This is a genomic window from Methanococcoides sp. (genome assembly GCF_030594565.1).
In the GTDB taxonomy this organism is placed as follows: domain Archaea; phylum Halobacteriota; class Methanosarcinia; order Methanosarcinales; family Methanosarcinaceae; genus Methanococcoides; species Methanococcoides seepicolus.
Window position 1 is genome coordinate 1 of the sequence record NZ_JAUVEY010000030.1, and the last position, 16364, is coordinate 16364.

The 16364-nt window shown below is 42.6% G+C and carries 17 protein-coding genes, 1 tRNA gene and 1 pseudogene; 10 read left to right on the forward strand and 9 right to left on the reverse strand.

Going from position 1 to position 16364, the window contains the following annotated elements:
• From QAS77_RS04125 to QAS77_RS04135, 3 genes are all read right to left on the reverse strand, one after another.
• On the reverse strand, positions 1-196 hold a 196-nt coding region (locus QAS77_RS04125; protein ID WP_305064229.1), incomplete at its 3' end, for a hypothetical protein.
• 759 nt (positions 197-955) lie between these two features.
• Positions 956-2386 carry a nucleotide sugar dehydrogenase gene (locus QAS77_RS04130; protein ID WP_305064230.1) on the reverse strand — a complete coding sequence of 477 codons (1431 nt, stop codon included), beginning with the start codon at positions 2384-2386 and terminating at the stop codon, positions 956-958.
• A gap of 422 nt (positions 2387-2808) precedes the next feature.
• Positions 2809-3012, reverse strand: coding sequence for a DUF5371 family protein (locus QAS77_RS04135; protein WP_250868159.1), 204 nt, complete (start codon positions 3010-3012; stop codon positions 2809-2811).
• A gap of 242 nt (positions 3013-3254) precedes the next feature.
• Between QAS77_RS04135 and QAS77_RS04140 the strand changes: the two genes are divergently transcribed.
• From QAS77_RS04140 to QAS77_RS04150, 3 genes are all read left to right on the forward strand, one after another.
• Positions 3255-3332, forward strand: a tRNA-Arg gene (locus QAS77_RS04140).
• Between the two features lie 41 nt (positions 3333-3373).
• Positions 3374-3826: an N-acetyltransferase gene (locus QAS77_RS04145; protein ID WP_305064231.1), complete on the forward strand. Its 453-nt coding sequence runs from the start codon at positions 3374-3376 to the stop codon at positions 3824-3826.
• Positions 3827-3900: 74 nt separating this feature from the next.
• Positions 3901-4830 carry a nucleotidyltransferase domain-containing protein gene (locus QAS77_RS04150; protein WP_305064232.1) on the forward strand — a complete coding sequence of 310 codons (930 nt, stop codon included), beginning with the start codon at positions 3901-3903 and terminating at the stop codon, positions 4828-4830.
• 135 nt (positions 4831-4965) lie between these two features.
• Here QAS77_RS04150 and QAS77_RS04155 read toward each other — a convergent pair whose 3' ends face one another.
• Together QAS77_RS04155 and mptA are read right to left on the reverse strand one after the other, a co-directional pair.
• Positions 4966-5277, reverse strand: coding sequence for a DUF2098 domain-containing protein (locus QAS77_RS04155; RefSeq protein WP_305064233.1), 312 nt, complete (start codon positions 5275-5277; stop codon positions 4966-4968).
• A gap of 12 nt (positions 5278-5289) precedes the next feature.
• A complete protein-coding gene (mptA, locus tag QAS77_RS04160) occupies positions 5290-6243 on the reverse strand; it encodes a GTP cyclohydrolase MptA (protein ID WP_305064234.1) in 954 nt (317 codons plus the stop codon).
• Between the two features lie 307 nt (positions 6244-6550).
• On the opposite strand from mptA, the gene QAS77_RS04165 reads away from it, so the two are divergent.
• Complete coding sequence (locus QAS77_RS04165; protein ID WP_250868154.1) at positions 6551-6847, forward strand: non-histone chromosomal MC1 family protein; 297 nt, start codon at positions 6551-6553, stop codon at positions 6845-6847.
• Between the two features lie 160 nt (positions 6848-7007).
• On the forward strand, positions 7008-7898 hold the full coding sequence (gene argB / locus QAS77_RS04170) for an acetylglutamate kinase (RefSeq protein ID WP_305064235.1): 891 nt from the start codon (positions 7008-7010) through the stop codon (positions 7896-7898).
• Between the two features lie 26 nt (positions 7899-7924).
• On the opposite strand, the gene QAS77_RS04175 is transcribed toward argB, so the two are convergent.
• On the reverse strand, positions 7925-8968 hold the full coding sequence (locus QAS77_RS04175) for an archaeosine biosynthesis radical SAM protein RaSEA (protein WP_305064236.1): 1044 nt from the start codon (positions 8966-8968) through the stop codon (positions 7925-7927).
• Positions 8969-9883 (reverse strand): glutamine-hydrolyzing GMP synthase, encoded by a 915-nt coding sequence (gene guaA, locus QAS77_RS04180; RefSeq protein ID WP_250868151.1) that lies wholly within the window; start codon positions 9881-9883, stop codon positions 8969-8971.
• A 208-nt stretch (positions 9884-10091) separates the two neighbouring features.
• Between guaA and recQ the strand changes: the two genes are divergently transcribed.
• Entirely contained in the window at positions 10092-12035 is a 1944-nt protein-coding gene (gene recQ / locus QAS77_RS04185) for a DNA helicase RecQ (RefSeq protein ID WP_305064237.1), read from the forward strand.
• An 8-nt stretch (positions 12036-12043) separates the two neighbouring features.
• Here recQ and QAS77_RS04190 read toward each other — a convergent pair whose 3' ends face one another.
• Both QAS77_RS04190 and hxlA read right to left on the reverse strand, forming a co-directional pair.
• Entirely contained in the window at positions 12044-12802 is a 759-nt protein-coding gene (locus QAS77_RS04190; protein ID WP_305064238.1) for an A24 family peptidase C-terminal domain-containing protein, read from the reverse strand.
• Entirely contained in the window at positions 12803-14083 is a 1281-nt protein-coding gene (gene hxlA / locus QAS77_RS04195; RefSeq protein ID WP_331522146.1) for a 3-hexulose-6-phosphate synthase, read from the reverse strand.
• 125 nt (positions 14084-14208) lie between these two features.
• Between hxlA and QAS77_RS04200 the strand changes: the two genes are divergently transcribed.
• The 4 genes and pseudogenes from QAS77_RS04200 to QAS77_RS04215 all read left to right on the forward strand — a co-directional run.
• Entirely contained in the window at positions 14209-14655 is a 447-nt protein-coding gene (locus tag QAS77_RS04200; protein ID WP_305064239.1) for a DUF5788 family protein, read from the forward strand.
• 92 nt (positions 14656-14747) lie between these two features.
• Entirely contained in the window at positions 14748-15674 is a 927-nt protein-coding gene (gene pyrB / locus QAS77_RS04205; RefSeq protein ID WP_250868147.1) for an aspartate carbamoyltransferase, read from the forward strand.
• Entirely contained in the window at positions 15671-16150 is a 480-nt protein-coding gene (gene pyrI / locus QAS77_RS04210) for an aspartate carbamoyltransferase regulatory subunit (protein ID WP_250868146.1), read from the forward strand. The genes pyrB and pyrI overlap by 4 nt, the downstream gene beginning before the upstream one ends.
• A gap of 96 nt (positions 16151-16246) precedes the next feature.
• A pseudogene (locus tag QAS77_RS04215) lies at positions 16247-16364 on the forward strand (IS91-like element ISMbu9 family transposase); the annotation flags it as partial.

Below are 16364 nucleotides of genomic sequence, written 5' to 3' on the forward strand. Positions count from 1 at the left end.
CCCATTTTATGTATCCAGAGATTTTATCGTTAAGGTCACTATTTCCAACAATGATTTTCTCATAAGTATCAAATACCTCTACAAAAAGTTTAGCATCATCATTTCCTTCTTTTTTGCAATACGTGAGGAAATCATCAGCAAATGGTTCTCTAAGGAGTGCTGAAAGTATCTGTTCACGACAGGCCTGATCGTTCAATGTGGATGAATTTTCACATGTGGAGCACATGAATATGATAGATCTCTGAGTTTTTGTCTGCCGAACTTTATATGAGCATTTGCTATCGTTTTTTGTATTTTTTTTAAAGAACGATCTATATAAATAGCCTGTATTGGTCACGATTTCCGATCCTGCATAGATTTGCAGGGAAATATTGGATATAATTATAAAAGTATAACTATATTGTTTATTATGTAAAAAAATTTAATATTCGTTTGAGTTATCAGTTCTTTCAACTGCCTCTTTTTTTAAAATAAGAAATTTTCGACTCTGTAGAAATCCTAATACCTTCTTAATATTCTAAGCATGAATTCGTTTAAAAATAAAATCTGAATTAGGATTTTTACAGAGCCTTCTTTTTATTGATATTTACAATTATAGATGTAATTAAATAAAGCCATACAAAATAAGTTACAGTTGTAGTTAGAATGTATGGAATATTAGTACTTTTAAAAATCAAGAAATCTGCATATTTTACTGGTCCAAGCGTCCTTGCGACAAAAATTGTGAAAAATAATTTAATAAGGATAGGGAAAATGTTCAAACCTATTATTAAGATAATGAAACTATAGATTTTTTGTTTTGTTGGCTTAATAAATTCTTTCATATTCATGATTTTTGTTATGTTTCATTTTCTTTTAAGTTTTTTGTATTTCGACTCTGTAGAACTCTTACCTAAATCAACTACGGGGAAATCAAGATTTAGAGGTTTTCTACAAAGCCAAATTTAACATCATATCAAATGATGGGATGTTCGTTCTTGTCGCCCCTGCCAATGCCCTTGTAAACGAATCCATTATCGATAAATGCATCCGGGTCGAGAACATTCCTTCCATCCACGATCACAGTGTTCTTCTTTCCTGTCACTGATCTAAGCACTGATGGGTCGAGTTTGAAGTAATCCGAATGTCCTGTCAGGATTGCAATGACGTCGGCATTTTCCATAACTTCATCGATGTCTTTCATTATCTCTACCTCGGGATAGTTCAGGACGTGAGGGTCATGTACCATCACTTCAGCACCGTTCTCGATCAGGAGACTTCTGTATGGTTCGGACGGTGGGTTTCTCGCATCATCTGAATCATTTATAAAGGCCCATCCCAAGATTGCGACCTTCGATCCTTTCACATCTTTACCTATGCGCTTCAGGGCTTCTTGTGTAAGGTAGTACATGTGGTTTGGCATAAAGTCGTTAACTTTCCTTGCAAGTACAAAAATGGAATCTGTGTTTTCAGGATAGTCAAGTTCACCACTGCTCGTTGTGACCCCTCTTTCAAGATGGTATGTATCTTTAGTGAGGCAATGCCCTCCTACTCCTGCGCCCGGGTAAAGCACGGCTCGGGTAATGCCTTCCCCTTTAAGGCTATCGATGCCTGCTCTCACATCATATACGTTGATGCTCATTGCTTCACAATATAATGCAAGCTGGTTGATAGCTGCTATTTGAAGGTCTCTGAACGTGTTCTCTGCGGTCTTCGTAACTTCGGCAGCAGTTGCTGTCATGGGTATGATCTTTCCTTTTGTCAGAACAGGACTGTAGAGTTCCACAGCTCTTTTCGTACTGGTATCATCAATACCTCCTACGATACGGTCATGTTCCTGTATGTTCTTTAAAAGGCGTCCGACCATCACTCTTTCGGGGGCGTGCGCAAGTGCAAAATCCTCTCCTGCTTTAAGTCCGGACTCCTCTTCAAGGATCTGCCTTGCAAGAGTGTCCGTTGTTCCGGGTGTTATTGTGGATTCCAGTACTACGAGCATTCCTTTTTTGAGATATTTCCCTACATTGCGGATGCCTTCGATGAGTGCTCCAAAATCAGGGGTGAGGTCTGCAGGGTTCTTAAATGGGGTCTGTATGGCCAACGTTACAGCATCAAGTTCGGATATTCTTGAAAAGTCTGGGGTACATTCGAATTTCTTTGTATCCACAACCTTTCTAAGTAGGTCCTCTAGACCGGGTTCTTCTCCTTTTAATGGACTTTCCCCTTTGTTCAGCATCTCTATCTTGTAACCGGAACTGGGCGAATCCCTCTGGAACCCAAGAACAAGATCGAACTTTTCAGAATCTGCAAATAAAGCAGCGGCAGGAATGCCCACATAGCCCATTCCAAGGACGCCTATCTTCTTTATCGGACCTTTCTTTTCAAGAACTGAACCTAGTTTACCTGTCATAGTATCACTATTTTTATTTTAAGGAAGAATGTTGGCATATATTCTGCGTAATATCTAATCATATAGTATCTATTCATCTATTATTTAACTCATATATATTCAGAAGATCCATTGTTTAGTTCAAATATCTTTATCCATAAATTTCCGATCTATTATTCACCACTCCTCATACCTATATTGCTAATCTTATCGAGCTATGGCTTTGGGTGGTATTTCAATTAGGTCTGCTGGGTGAAATCGAAATTTCATCAGAGGTCGAAGAGCTTCTGCTGATAGGTCGGTAAAAAGAGTGAAGTATTCGAATAGGTAAGCAATTAAGTGGGCGACTAAGTAAATAATAAGTACGTAATAAGTACGTAATAAGTAAGTGTTCGTTATGTGAACAACTTGTGTTTTGGTCCACACAACAAAAATAAGAACGTTTAAGCCTTCTGTTCTTTCTTCTTCTGAACGATCTTCTCAAGTTTCTTTGTCCACATATCTTCGTTCATCTCTGTGTATTCGCATTCAAGATAGTGTTCTACTGCAATGCTAAGTGCCTCTTTAGTTGATGTGTTGTTGCATTTATCTTTTAATGCTAATAATTGTTCTTCTGCAAGAACGGTTTGGGCATGTACTATCTTCATTTTTGTCATCTCCATTTGGGCATTTCGCGCAGTTCATCATAATGATGCATCTTATTTATAGGTTTTGTTAAAAATCTGTTTTTTATAACTTTATCATAAAATCATTTCTACCGTTTTATTTTTTTTCATATAGATATTACCACATTTGTATCGCTATGTTCATCATTTTGCATATCTTTCTGTTGCAATGCATTTTGACCAATAGATTTAAAATATTGATTGACATTACAGGGGTTACTCGAGGGCGTGTGGCCTAGCCAGGATATGGCGGCAGCCTCCTAAGCTGTAAATCAGGGGTTCAAATCCCTTCACGCCCGCCATTATTCTTCTGATAATGTTTTCAGGTTAAGGAGCTTGTGATTTGATCCGGAAAGCCACATTAAATGATGTTGATGCGATTAAAAGCATCATCAGTTTTTATGCAAAGCAGGAGCTGATGCTCCATCGTTCTGTCAGTGATCTCTATGAGTCCATACGTAATTTCTATGTTTACGATATCGATGGCGATGTTGTAGGTTGCTGTGGTTTGCAGGTACTGTGGGCTGATCTTGCAGAGATCCTGTCCTTTGCTATTCTTCCGGAATATAGGGGAAAAGGTATTGGCACTAAATTGTTAGATGCATGCCTTGATGATGCTCGTGAACTCGGGGCTACCTCTGTCTTCACATTGACGTATGCAACTGTCTTTTTTGAGAAAAATCATTTCAAACGTGTGGAAAAGGCAACTCTCCCGCACAAAATATGGATTGGTTGCATCAAATGTCATAAGTTCCCGGATTGTGACGAAATAGCTCTTTCATTGGAACTTTCATAATTCGATTGATCAATGTAAGCATTTATTGATCCCAAGTACATTTGTCTAGCTCTAACTAAACCAGGAAGATAATAATGATCAAAGCACGTATCAGAGATTTTATAATTTCCAAAGACGACTGGATATTTGCGGTTGCAGACTATTTCCATCCTGAAGGTGTCAGGTGTGTGCTAAGATATGTGCCCGATGAGACCGGGGACCGTCAGCTCAATGGGATGAATTATCGCAAATATGATTTCGATGTTGCTTTTGATTTTATGCGTAATAACAGACCTGAATGGGTTCAGGATGTCCACGTAGTTCCTGAAGATCAGGTAAAGGTCATTCTCCATCCTTCAGACCCTATTCCAGAACTCATAAAAAAGGATGGGAGGGTAAAAGCCGTCTATGAAGTATTGCATGCAGCCGGTATACCTATTGATAAGATGGGTGTTACCGGCTCTGTCCTTCCTGGCTTACAGAACGATACTTCCGATGTTGATTTTGTTGTATATGGCAAGGACTGGTTCAAGGCAAGGGATGCTATTGCAGTTGCAAAGGCAAAGGGCGGATTCATTGAGGATATTGATGAGGATATGTGGCGTCGCATTTACAACAAACGTATCCCTGAGATCTCTTTTGAAGAATTCGTTTTACACGAAAAGCGCAAAGGGAACAGGGGAATGGTCGGTGGCACATATTTTGATCTCCTTTTCGTTCGAGACTGGGATCAGATAAGTTCGCCAATCTCCCGCGGCGAAGACATCGGTACTGCAAAAATAGAAGCAATAGTCACCGATGCAGAACTGGCATTCGATAACCCTTCTATCTACAAGATCGACCACGATGAGATAGATCATGTCCTTTCATACACTCACACCTATGCCGGTCAGGCTCTAAAAGGGGAATTGATCGAAGCACAGGGCGTAGTTGAACAGGTGGGCGACATTAAGAGACTTGTAGTGGGGACTTCAAGAGAGCCTAAAGGTGAGTGGATAAGATCATTGACACTACTTGATCAGTAACACACTGAACTTGTATCAAAAAGTGTTAGAATCGATGTTAATAAAGATGTGAATGAGTATTAAAAATAGTTATCTTGAGTGCTGCGAAAAGGACGCGCACTCTATAATTGTTGATCTGGTTGATGATCGGAGTGATCAACCGCCACCAGTTGCCTGGAACACTTCTTCTACTTTTTCCTGACCGGCTTCGGAACGCGCTTTAAGAAGCTCCTTTGTTTCCTCTTCTGTAAGGACGTGTTCCTTTCCTTTGCTCGATACCTTTTCGGTTATTTGCAGTGTGTTTATCCTGTAATATAATTGTGTGGTATCAAGAAGTGCCCAGGTACCTTCATCATCGGTCATGATCTCCTCTATCACTCCGATGGTGTCGGTATTGATATAGCGTACATTGCTGCCAACGTTTATTGGCTTGCCATCGATATCAACGGTTTCGGGCACTTCGTTCATTTGTTCCTCACATCAATTATTTTTTATCTCGTCTCTAAGATCACCGAGAAGGGCAACTCTTTCTGCAAATGCATTATGTCTGTGTATGCTCTCTTCATTGATCTGCTTGATGGTAACGCGTGCACTGTCAGGCACATGGGTGAATTCACTGACTATATTTTGTGCCATTGTTCTGACACAATCTTCCACGAACTTAGGGTTCTGGTGTGCTCTTTCAACTACCAGTGCTTCATCTGAGCGCTTTAAGAGCTCTACGATGCTTGAACTCATGGAACTCTCAATTATCTTGATGATGGTCTCAAGGGAGACATCAACGTCACCGCTGACCTCGAGGGAGATAATTCCACGTCCTCTCTGGTTGTGGGTAGCCATTGGAACTTTGTTCAGGAAGTTCATGACGGTCTCAAGATCTACTCCAAGTTCCCGGAGTGCAGTTTTTGCGTTGTCCCTCATTATTTCCTGTGCACATGGGCATGCTGTCATGCCAACGACCTCGGCTCCAATGAGTTTCTTGACAGCGATATCCCCCTCTTCAAGTCTTGTTGCGGTCGCTTCTGCAAATATGTCCACTACTTCTTGACATTTCATTTTTGTAGATGGCGCTTCCCTTTTGACAACATATTCACTCTTCATACGTACTTCTGAACGAGTGGCGTATTCATGGCGCCTTAGAAGGCTTTTAGCAACATCATTACAGAGTTCCTCTATCTCATAGACTGGCAGATTGATGGCTTTTTCGAGAACTTCATCCATGGCTTCGAAGTTACGTGAAAGGTTTGCACCTTTACGGTCAGAAGGTAGGTCCACAAAGATCTCAAAGGTTGAGATTAGTACAATTGGACGTTTGTCCTTTCTCTTAATCTCAACAAGCTTTTTAACTCCGGTAACACCCACACGTGTAAGATTTATGGGTATTTTTGGTCTGTTTGCCTGTACATCAGGAAATTGCGCAATTGGAAGTTCCATATTTATAACCTCGAACAAGGATTAAGTAAATGATCGTATCTATTATTGAATAGTAACCAACACAAACAGATTCATTGCATGTAAATGTTTTGTTATATGGTCGTATTTTATCAGGCGCAACACTTGCTAATATATTTCTATACATTTCATATTTATATTTGATTTGATATCATTTTTGATCTATAAATGTGCTTGTCGGGCTATTTCACATCCAGAATCATAATCAAAAGGCAACATTAAAAGAAAACTATTTATATTTCGTAAGTACAACTACCTATAACCGATATCGGGTTAGTAAGGTGATAAAATGTCTGAAACAAGAAACTTTGTGTTACGAGACGAAAAAGGCAATGAAAGCGGCGTATTCACGGGTAAACAGCCACGTCAGGCAGCTCTTAAGGTTGCTAACAGGGGCAAGGGTACCAAAAAGAAGCCAGAAAAGATTATGCTTCGTGAGCGCGGCACTAAGAAGATCCATGTTTTCGTGGGTTGGAAAGAAATGGTCGCTGCACCAAAGAACAAACCTGACTGGATGCCTGACAAGATCAACAAGCCATTCGTCAAGAAACAGAAACCAGGCATAATCAAACTGGAAACTGTATAATATTTTCAATTATTGTAGGTTCTGACTCGAACCTGCAAGTTCTTCTTTTTGAATTTTATTGATAATTACTTTAGACCTATCTTTCAAGCTTTATTCTGCTCTCTTTTACGTTCCTTAAATCAAAAAGCTTTATACGCTGTATAATCTTTATTGTATCTATATGACAGGAAAAAGAGAGAATGTGTTGATCGAGGCACTTCCTTACATAAGGGAATTCCACGATTCTGTTATGGTCGTCAAAGTAGGCGGACATGCCATGGTCGATCCTCAGGTAATGAGTGATATCATCCAGGATATTGTCCTCCTGCGCTTTGTCGGTATTCATCCTGTGATCGTTCATGGCGGCGGACCGGAAATAACCGAAAAGATGGAACGCATGGGCAAAAAGTCAGAATTTGTGGGTGGGTTGAGGATAACTGACGATGAGACCATGGAAATTGCCCGGATGGTGCTTGTCGGAAATATCAATACCCGCATAGTCTCCCTTATAGGCAAACATGGCGGTAAAGGCGTCGGTCTTTCCGGAAAGGATGGGAAGATGATATTGGCAAAGAAAAAGGGCACTCAGAGAATCCTGATCGAAGAGGTTGAACACGATGTTGATCTTGGCTGGGTTGGGGATACTGAGATAATCGATCCGGAGATCATCAATATAGTGATAGCGAATGATTATATTCCAGTCATATCTCCAATAGCAATGGATTCAGAGGGCAATGCCCTTAACATCAATGCTGATACGGTTGCAGGCGATCTCGCAGATGCTCTGAATGCAAAGAAACTGATACTTATGACCGATGTGCCTGGTGTTCTCAGAGATCAGACCGATGTCTCAACACGCATATCCCGCATCGGTGTGGATGAAGTTGAACAACTGATAGAAGATGGTATTATCGGTGGCGGTATGATCCCGAAGATGAGAAGTGCAAAAGCAAGTGTTGAAGGAGGCGTAGGTCGTGTCCACATCATCGATGGCAGCATATCCCATTCAGTATTGCTGGAGCTTTTCACCGATCAGGGTATTGGTACGATGGTGTATAAGGACACCGAATAAGGGTGTCCTCTCATCTTTTTTTGGTTTTATCTGTCAAGTATCGGACTGCCATAGGTAAAATCGTCCAGTTCGAGCACTTTTTTCCACGTCTGTTTGCAATCGCATGTCAGTCCTTCGAGCACTTTTAGGTCTTGGGTACGTGAAAACAAATGTACTGCATCCGAAACGTCCCTGCTGCATATCTTGCAATTGTGAGGGCCACGTTTTGAGCCTGCACCTACGGGGTCGGAAGTTATGACCAGGTCAGGATGGTTTTGTTTTGTACGTTTAAGGATCTCAACGATACTCCAAAGCCATGGTGTTCTGTATTGGCTCCTTTGCCAGAGCTGTTCCACATATGTACCATTTTGGACATTACATAGGTTTATCGAGATGGTCTGAGCATGATCTGCAACATCATCTACAGTTTTGACAATGTCTTCCAGTGCTTCCTTTTCGGACAGGAATGGTGGTTTCAGCAACAGATATGCTTTCATGCTCACATCGTTGTTCTTTGCCAGGTTTGAGGCTTTAATATAATCCTCGAACGTGAATCCCTTATTTATGGAGTTCTTCCGTATATTGTCTGAACTTGTCTCCAGCCCTATAGCAACTTCAAATGAGGTATCTCCGAGTGCTTCTTTACAGGCTTTCAGGGTCTCTTCAGTAACGAACTCAGGTCTGCTCTCAACAAGGACCTTAAAGATACGTTCATCGGATGCCAGTTTGCTCAGGATGTTAGCTCTTGTTTCGGCTGGCACTTCATTTTCATCAAGGAAACTTCCTGATGTAAATATCTTCACCATGAAACTTTCAAACTTCTCGCCCTTCTGCATTGCATTATCGAACTGCCTTTCAAGTTCTTCCGGTTGTGGGGGTATCTTTGCACTGTCATAAACGAAGCCGCACATTGTACAGCCTCCAGCTTTTCCCCACCAGCAGCCCGATGTCTTGAAGATGATGGTCAGTGTATCAACTGTCTTTCCGTCACAGTGATCAGTGCTTCTCCATACTGCGGCAGGATAATCGTTAGATGATGGCTTTATACGCTGACGTTCACGTATATCTAATACGGCTTTATTAAGTGACATTTACTCGAACTCGATAGTTGCAGGTGGTTTTGGTGACAGGTCGTAAAGTACTCTTGCGACTGATGCTATCTCGCCGGAGATCCTGGATTCGATCTTCCTGAGGGTCTCCCAGGGTAGTTCAAGTGCCTCTGCGGTCATACCATCCCTTGAACCTACAGCGCGTACGGCAATTATCCAGCCATGTACACGTACATCTCCCTTGACGCCGGTTCCTTTTCCTATGACGGCTGCAAATGTCTGCCATGGTTTGAACTGCTCAAGGAGCTCTTCCTCTACGATCGCATTCGCTTCACGTACGACATCTACTTTTTCCTCAGTGACCTCTCCGATTATCCTTACGGAAAGCCCAGGTCCTGGGAATGGCATTCTCTCACATATCTCTTCAGGAAGGTCAAGTGCCCAGGCGACCTCACGCACTTCATCTTTGTAAAGGTCATCTATAGGCTCGATTATTCCCTTGAAGTCGATGTGTTCTGGTAATCCGCCGACGTTATGGTGGGATTTGATGCCGCCGTCAGACTCGATCCTGTCCGGATAGATAGTTCCCTGAATGAGATATTCTGCATTTATTTCGCGTGCTTCCTCTTCAAAGACACGAATGAATGTCTCTCCGACAACCTTTCTTTTCTCTTCAGGGTCTTTGATGCCGACAAGCGCCTCAAGGAAGCGGTCCTTTGCATCTATGGTCTGCAGGTTCATGTCCTCAAAGATCTCTTTGATCCTTTTGGTCTCACCTTTTCTCATAAGACCTGTATCGATGTAGATAGGTATCAGATCATCTCCAATAGCCCGGTATGCAAGTACTGCACAAACTGAACTGTCAACGCCGCCGGAAAGTGCGATTATGGTCTTTCCTTTTGCTTGTTCCTTGATCCTGTCTATAGCCTTAGGTATGAATTTCTCGACTTTTACCATGAATGTGAACTCCAGTTATGATGTGATGATGATCAATATTAGTGAATTTCTTAAATAATACTGTGCTTTAATATGTTTGTTGGTTTTAATAGTATCGATGGAAAACTCAATGATCCTATATCAATTACTTTCACCCTGCATGGTTGTATGTTAAATATAGTGAAAGACATTTTCAGGATTGTATCACTAGCTTAATCTCGGTATCAATATGTACAGGACACTCCAGAAATATTTTGGCTACAGCGAATTCCGTCCTCTTCAGGAGGATATTATCAAGGATGTTCTGAACAAAAAGGATGTTTTTGTATTAATGCCGACCGGCGGTGGCAAATCAATATGCTACCAGATACCTGCACTCATAATTGATGGGCTTGCTGTGGTGGTATCCCCTCTCATTTCTCTGATGAAGGACCAGGTGGACGGACTTGTCAGCAATGGGATCTCGGCTGCTTATCTTAATAGTACGTTAAGTTATAACGAAGTTCAGAAAACCACCCGTGCCATCGTCGAAGGGCATGTGGATATATTGTATGTCGCACCTGAACGCCTTTGCATGAAAAGCACTCAGGAGCTGCTAAGTCATGTCAATGTAAGTCTTTTCGCGATCGATGAAGCCCACTGTATCTCTGAATGGGGACATGATTTCAGGCCGGAATATCGGCGTATGGGATTTTTGAAAAAGAAGTACCCTGATGTTCCTGTGATAGCCCTGACCGCAACAGCTACTGCGAAGGTAAAGGAAAATACCATCAAACAACTTGATCTGGTCTCTCCTTCTGTTTATGTGGCGAGTTTTGATCGTGCTAACCTTTCCTATGAGATAAGACCCAAGAACAATACCTATGGGGACATGGTAAGTTACCTTAAGGGCCAGGATGGAAATTCGGGTATCATATACTGCAACAGCCGAAAGAGTGTTGAATCTGTTTCCACCAAACTGAACCGTGAAGGATTTCATACCCTTCCTTATCATGCAGGATTGAACGATGCCAAAAGGCAGGATCATCAGGAACGTTTCATCAGGGATGATGTCGATATCATTGTGGCTACTGTTGCTTTTGGTATGGGGATCGATAAACCGAACGTTCGTTTTGTTATCCATTATGATCTTCCCAAGAACCTGGAGGGCTATTATCAGGAAACCGGCAGGGGTGGGCGTGACGGTCTTGAATGCGAATGTATCTTGTATTTCAGTCGGGCTGACTGGTACAAGATCAAATATTTAATTGATCAAAAACCCAAAAAGTCTGAACGCGATATCGCAATGACGAAGTTGCAGGAAATGATTGATTATTGTGAAAGCACTTCCTGTCGCAGGAAGGCCTTATTGCGTTATTTTGGAGAGGAGCTGGAGTCCGACAATTGCGGAAGCTGTGATGTCTGTTTGAACCCGCGCGACACTTATGATGCGTCCGAAGTTGCAAGGACCTTCCTTTCCTGTGTCGATGAGGTCAATGAACGGTTTGGATTGACGCATATCGTGGATATCCTTACAGGCTCTAAGTCCAAGAAAATAATAAGCTACAAACATGACCGCCTTAAAAGCTATGGCACCGGTGACGGGTACATTAAGTCCGAATGGGTGGAAATGGCAAGGGAAATGATACGTCTGGGTCATGTTGATGTGAAGGAAGGGAAATATCCCATACTTCTTCTGAACAAGAAGAGCCGTGACGTCCTTGGGGGCGGTGAGGTACATCTGACGCGTTCTATGGGGGTAGCTGCTGCCAAACCTCGGAAAGCACCTGTTAGTGTGTCAAGGCCGGGTAATTCTGCAACCGTCAGGCCTACATATGCTGGTTCGAAAAAGCTTGGCTCAACGGTGGGTAGGTCCTCGGGCAAGGCCACACAGTCCAGTACTCAAAAAAGAACCTCTGTTCCGGGAAAGGCAAAGAGGGCCCCTACGCCGATATCACGTCCGAACAAGAAACTCTTTGATAAGCTTCGGGAACTGCGCAAAAGGCTTGCCGTGGATGCGAATGTCCCGCCTTATATCATATTTGCAGATACCAGTCTCAGGCAGATGGCTGCGAAGCTTCCGACAAATGAAAAGGAGTTCATTGGCATCACGGGTGTCGGTGAGGTCAAGTTAAAGAAATATGGTTCCGTTTTCATGGAAGAAATAGCTGCCTTTGAAAAAGGAAGCAAGTGAATTCCAATTCATAACAGGAAATGACGTGTCAGTTGGAATATAAGATCCCCATAGATCACCGCACTGATAAAGCCCGCTGTTATTGGTATCATGAATGGCAGTCCGGGGGTGACCCAGACCCTCTTCTCAATAAGTCCTTTTCTATCATATTCTTTCATCGTAGCTATCGTGTCCTCATCAAGCTGCATACCTCCTGTTGTGAATCGATGTGATACATTCCCATCGTTCTCTTCGTACTGTTCAATGAGGCGAATGTGGGGCCGTTCAAGGTCTTTGATCAACGATCTGTATCCAAGGAACATGTAATGAGGTCTTTTAAGTGTCTCTTTCAGAGATGGCTGTGTGAGATTGTAGAGGAACAGTCCCAGCGGTACGACCACTGTGAGTATGACTGAGTTCCCAAAGACGCTGAATGTGAAAAGGGCAATGGGTGCCATACCTGCTAAGGGCAAATGGTAGTTGATCAGATCCAGTGCAGGATAGATGGGTAGTATCAATGATATCACCATCAATACTTTGGCATCGGCACCACCGAAGGCTCTGAAATAGAACAATATGTACACGAACACGAATATGAATATGAACGATATGAGTGTCCATTTTACGTAGGGAATGCCATATCGTGCGATATCATAGATGATTAAAGGGGCTGCTGCACCGAGCATTATTGGCCAGAGCTTGTTAGTGACCCTTCGTGTCTTAATATCCGAATAGCAGGAGTAAAGGAGAAATGGCATACAAACAAGCACCTTCAATAGTTCTATCATTTACATTTTCTCCCATTTTTTGAGCTTAAGGACCTCAGAAAGCGTGCTTCCTCTTTTTATCTCTTCATAGATACGTTTCTCGTTCTTCTCAACTTCCTTGGCACGCCTTGCTATCTCATATGCTCTTTCTTTGGGTATTACGACCACTCCGTTGTCATCTCCGACAATATAATCTCCGGGGTTGACATTTTGTGAGCCGCAGTGTATGGATGCCCCAATTTCGCCAAAGCCCTTCGGGTCACCGGCATTAGGTACATTGCTGATGGCAAAGACGGGAACTCCTATCGCTCTTATCTCTTCGATATCCCTTACTGGACCATCGATGACAACTCCTGCTATGCCTTTGTTAAGGCAGCTAAGGGTGGCAAGTCCTCCCCATGGTGATATGTGTCTACTTCCGTTGTAGATCACAATTACGTCCCCTTCACCGGCAACTTCAATAGCTTCGACAGTTTTTGCCCAGTCTCCTTCGAATGTCTGGACTGTCACGGCTTTACCTACCATCCTTTTTCCGGCAACCATTGTGTGGATGTCCTTCATGGCTCCTTTTCTGTGCATTGCATCGGTTATGTTCGGGGTGGATACCTCTGATAATAGTTGTCGGATCTCTTCTTCGAGGGTCTGATGTGCTATTTCAGGAATATCTTTTGAATCAACGGCTTCTCGTATCTTTTTCGCAGCTCCGGTCACATTGTCGGATTGTGTTATATTTCCTCCAACGATAACGATGCTTGCACCTGCTTTTACTGCCATTGCAGCACTTGCAGCATCCAATCCTCCTGCGGCAGCTACCGGAATGCTAACTGACGTTGTCATTTTCTCAAGTACGGGGGTGGGATCCTTACCGGTCATTTGCTGATCGATCCCTGTATGCATGTTGATATAATCGACACCCATTAGTTCCAGTTCAATTGCCCTTGATACCGGATCTTCGACAATTATCAGGTCGGCCATCAGCTTCACTCCGTATTTGTGTGCTGATCTGACGGCATCAAGGACTGTGGAATCATCGGCATTTCCCAGGAGCATGACAATATCCGCACCGGCTTTGGCGGCCATCTCCACTTCAAATGCACCGGTGTCTGCTATTTTCATGTCGGCAAGGATCGTATGGTTCGGGAATGATTTCCTTAGTTGGCGAATGGCATTCATTCCTTCACTCTTGATAAGTGGTGTTCCTGCTTCGATCCAGTCTATGCCTCCTTCGACGGCTTCCTTTGCGATCTGGATGGAACGGTCTATTTCCAGCAGGTCAAGAGCTACTTGAATTATTGTGTTGATATGATCACCCTTTGGAACTTACGTAGTGTAGTTGAATAAGTATAAATCAAACCGGGTATATGGTTATAATACTTAATAGTTGATGCTATTTGTTAAAAGTAAGTCATTATTAATGAGCTCATATTATGGTAGAAGAAGATATATTGACTGAGAAGCAGCGCAAAAAGTTCCTTGCGGGACTTCATCGTCAGTTGTTCTGGTGTGGTGAAAGGATACCTGATGAGGTGGAAATTCACGGTAAAATGATCCCGCTTCATGAGATAACCTGGGAGCTTATTAATAAGCCAAGTTTGAACGATGCTGATAAGGAACGAATCGAACAGTGCATTCTTTCTCTTTCCGAGAAGGCACGATCCTTTGAGCATATGCTGGGTACGGATAAGATGACCGTTGGGGATGCAAAAGAGATTTTCGATAAAACTGCGGGGCTTTTGCGTGCTGTCATGGACCTGAAGGAGATCGAGGAATTGCCAGGTCCTGAGCGCATGCATAAATTCAAGGAAGAGGCTAGGAAGTGTACAGTTAAAGATGCAAAGGGCTGGGTGAAGTTCCTGGCTGAACTTGATGAATGAACGAATACATCTCTACATTATATTAATATTTTTTTCTGATTATAACTATCATCGGCAAACATTATATTTCATGCAATTCTTCTTCATGGTGAATGAGCTTCAAAGACTTGCATATCATTTCGATGAAATCCTTTTCAAGGGATATGATCGATCATGTCCTCAATACTGCAGAAATGCTTGAACCCATAGCCAGGGACAAGGCAAAGTCAGATATTTTGAAGGGCAAGGTGCTTGGTGTGATGTTCTTTGAGCCAAGTACGAGAACTCGTATGTCCTTTGAGACCGCAATGATGCGTCTTGGCGGGGATGTCTTAAGTCTTGGTTCAGTGGATGCAAGCTCAATTGCAAAAGGGGAGACCCTTGCAGATACCATTCGTGTGGTGGATGGATATGCCAATGCAATAGTTCTCAGGCACAATAAAGAAGGAGCTGCACAGCTTGCTTCGGAGTTCTCATCGGTTCCCATACTGAATGCAGGGGATGGTGCAGGGCATCATCCTACGCAGACATTCCTCGATCTTTATACCATACGCAGGGAAAGCCATCTGGACGGTTTGAAGATCGCTCTTGCGGGGGATCTGAAGTATGGCCGGACTGTGCATTCGCTTTGCTATGCCCTTTCTCTTTATGGTGCTGAGATAACGCTTATTTCTCCGAAAGAGTTGCGGTTGCCTGCTGAGATCATCGAGGACCTTAAGAGCAGGAACATAAAGGTTACAGAGACCGAATCTATCGAGGATGCCATTGAGGATATCGATGTGCTTTATGCTACAAGGGTTCAGAAGGAGCGTTTTCCAGATCCTGCGGAGTATCGTAAGGTGGCCAACAGTCTGCTGATCACTCCTGAACTTCTTGAGAAAGCGAAACCTGAGCTGAAGGTAATGCATCCGCTGCCGAGGACGAATGAGATAGATCCAAGGGTGGACAATACTAAGCATGCGTGTTATTTCAAACAGTCATTCTATGGCGTTCCGATCAGAATGGCACTTCTTGCACTTGTTATGGGGGCATTGGAATGAGCAGTGAAGATCAACAAATACGTGAGATACGTGTGCATCCCATTGAGAATGGTACTGTGATAGATCACATAAATGCCGGACAGGCGTTGAACGTTCTTAAGATATTGAAGATACCAAGCTCTTCATCAAGGGTTGTAAGTGTACTTATTAATGCACCCAGTGTCCATGGTCGAAAAGATGTTGTCAAGATCGAAGGCAGGGAACTCAATGTTGAAGAAGTTGATAAGATAGCCCTGATAGCTCCTAATGCGACCATCAATATCATAAGGGATTTCGAGGTTTCTGAAAAAGATATTGTTCATATCCATTCACAGATCGAGGGCGTTGTCAGGTGCATAAATCCGAACTGTATCTCTAATAGCAATGAACCAGTGACCTCGAAGTTTGCGGTAAGTTCCAATGGACGGAGGACCATTCTTCGCTGTTCATATTGTGAACGCATCATTTCCGATGATATAGGAGAGCATCTGCTCTGATGCTTGTATCTTTTCTATTTTTAATTGTATATAATCTATAACTTCTCGTACCTATAAGCAATATTTAGATTATGTCTAAGCCAATTCATTTCAGTATTGCAAACTACTACTTATCCATCCAATCAGCTTCTTACTGTCAAACGTATCTTCAAAGACAATAATAACTGGGATCTATTTTGCATTGACCATAAAGACATTCTTCGCAATGCTGAGA

Coding starts and splice junctions, on each gene's coding strand:
- argB (WP_305064235.1), top strand. CDS start 7,008: ATGACAGGAAAAAGAGAGAATGTGTTGATCGAGGCACTTCCTTACATA.
- pyrB (WP_250868147.1), top strand. CDS start 14,748: ATGAGCTTCAAAGACTTGCATATCATTTCGATGAAATCCTTTTCAAGG.
- recQ (WP_305064237.1), top strand. CDS start 10,092: ATGTACAGGACACTCCAGAAATATTTTGGCTACAGCGAATTCCGTCCT.
- QAS77_RS04200 (WP_305064239.1), top strand. CDS start 14,209: ATGGTAGAAGAAGATATATTGACTGAGAAGCAGCGCAAAAAGTTCCTT.
- QAS77_RS04175 (WP_305064236.1), bottom strand. CDS start 8,968: ATGTCACTTAATAAAGCCGTATTAGATATACGTGAACGTCAGCGTATA.
- guaA (WP_250868151.1), bottom strand. CDS start 9,883: ATGGTAAAAGTCGAGAAATTCATACCTAAGGCTATAGACAGGATCAAG.
- QAS77_RS04190 (WP_305064238.1), bottom strand. CDS start 12,802: ATGATAGAACTATTGAAGGTGCTTGTTTGTATGCCATTTCTCCTTTAC.
- QAS77_RS04135 (WP_250868159.1), bottom strand. CDS start 3,012: ATGAAGATAGTACATGCCCAAACCGTTCTTGCAGAAGAACAATTATTA.
- QAS77_RS04130 (WP_305064230.1), bottom strand. CDS start 2,386: ATGACAGGTAAACTAGGTTCAGTTCTTGAAAAGAAAGGTCCGATAAAG.
- pyrI (WP_250868146.1), top strand. CDS start 15,671: ATGAGCAGTGAAGATCAACAAATACGTGAGATACGTGTGCATCCCATT.
- mptA (WP_305064234.1), bottom strand. CDS start 6,243: ATGGAACTTCCAATTGCGCAATTTCCTGATGTACAGGCAAACAGACCA.
- QAS77_RS04165 (WP_250868154.1), top strand. CDS start 6,551: ATGTCTGAAACAAGAAACTTTGTGTTACGAGACGAAAAAGGCAATGAA.
- QAS77_RS04155 (WP_305064233.1), bottom strand. CDS start 5,277: ATGAACGAAGTGCCCGAAACCGTTGATATCGATGGCAAGCCAATAAAC.
- QAS77_RS04150 (WP_305064232.1), top strand. CDS start 3,901: ATGATCAAAGCACGTATCAGAGATTTTATAATTTCCAAAGACGACTGG.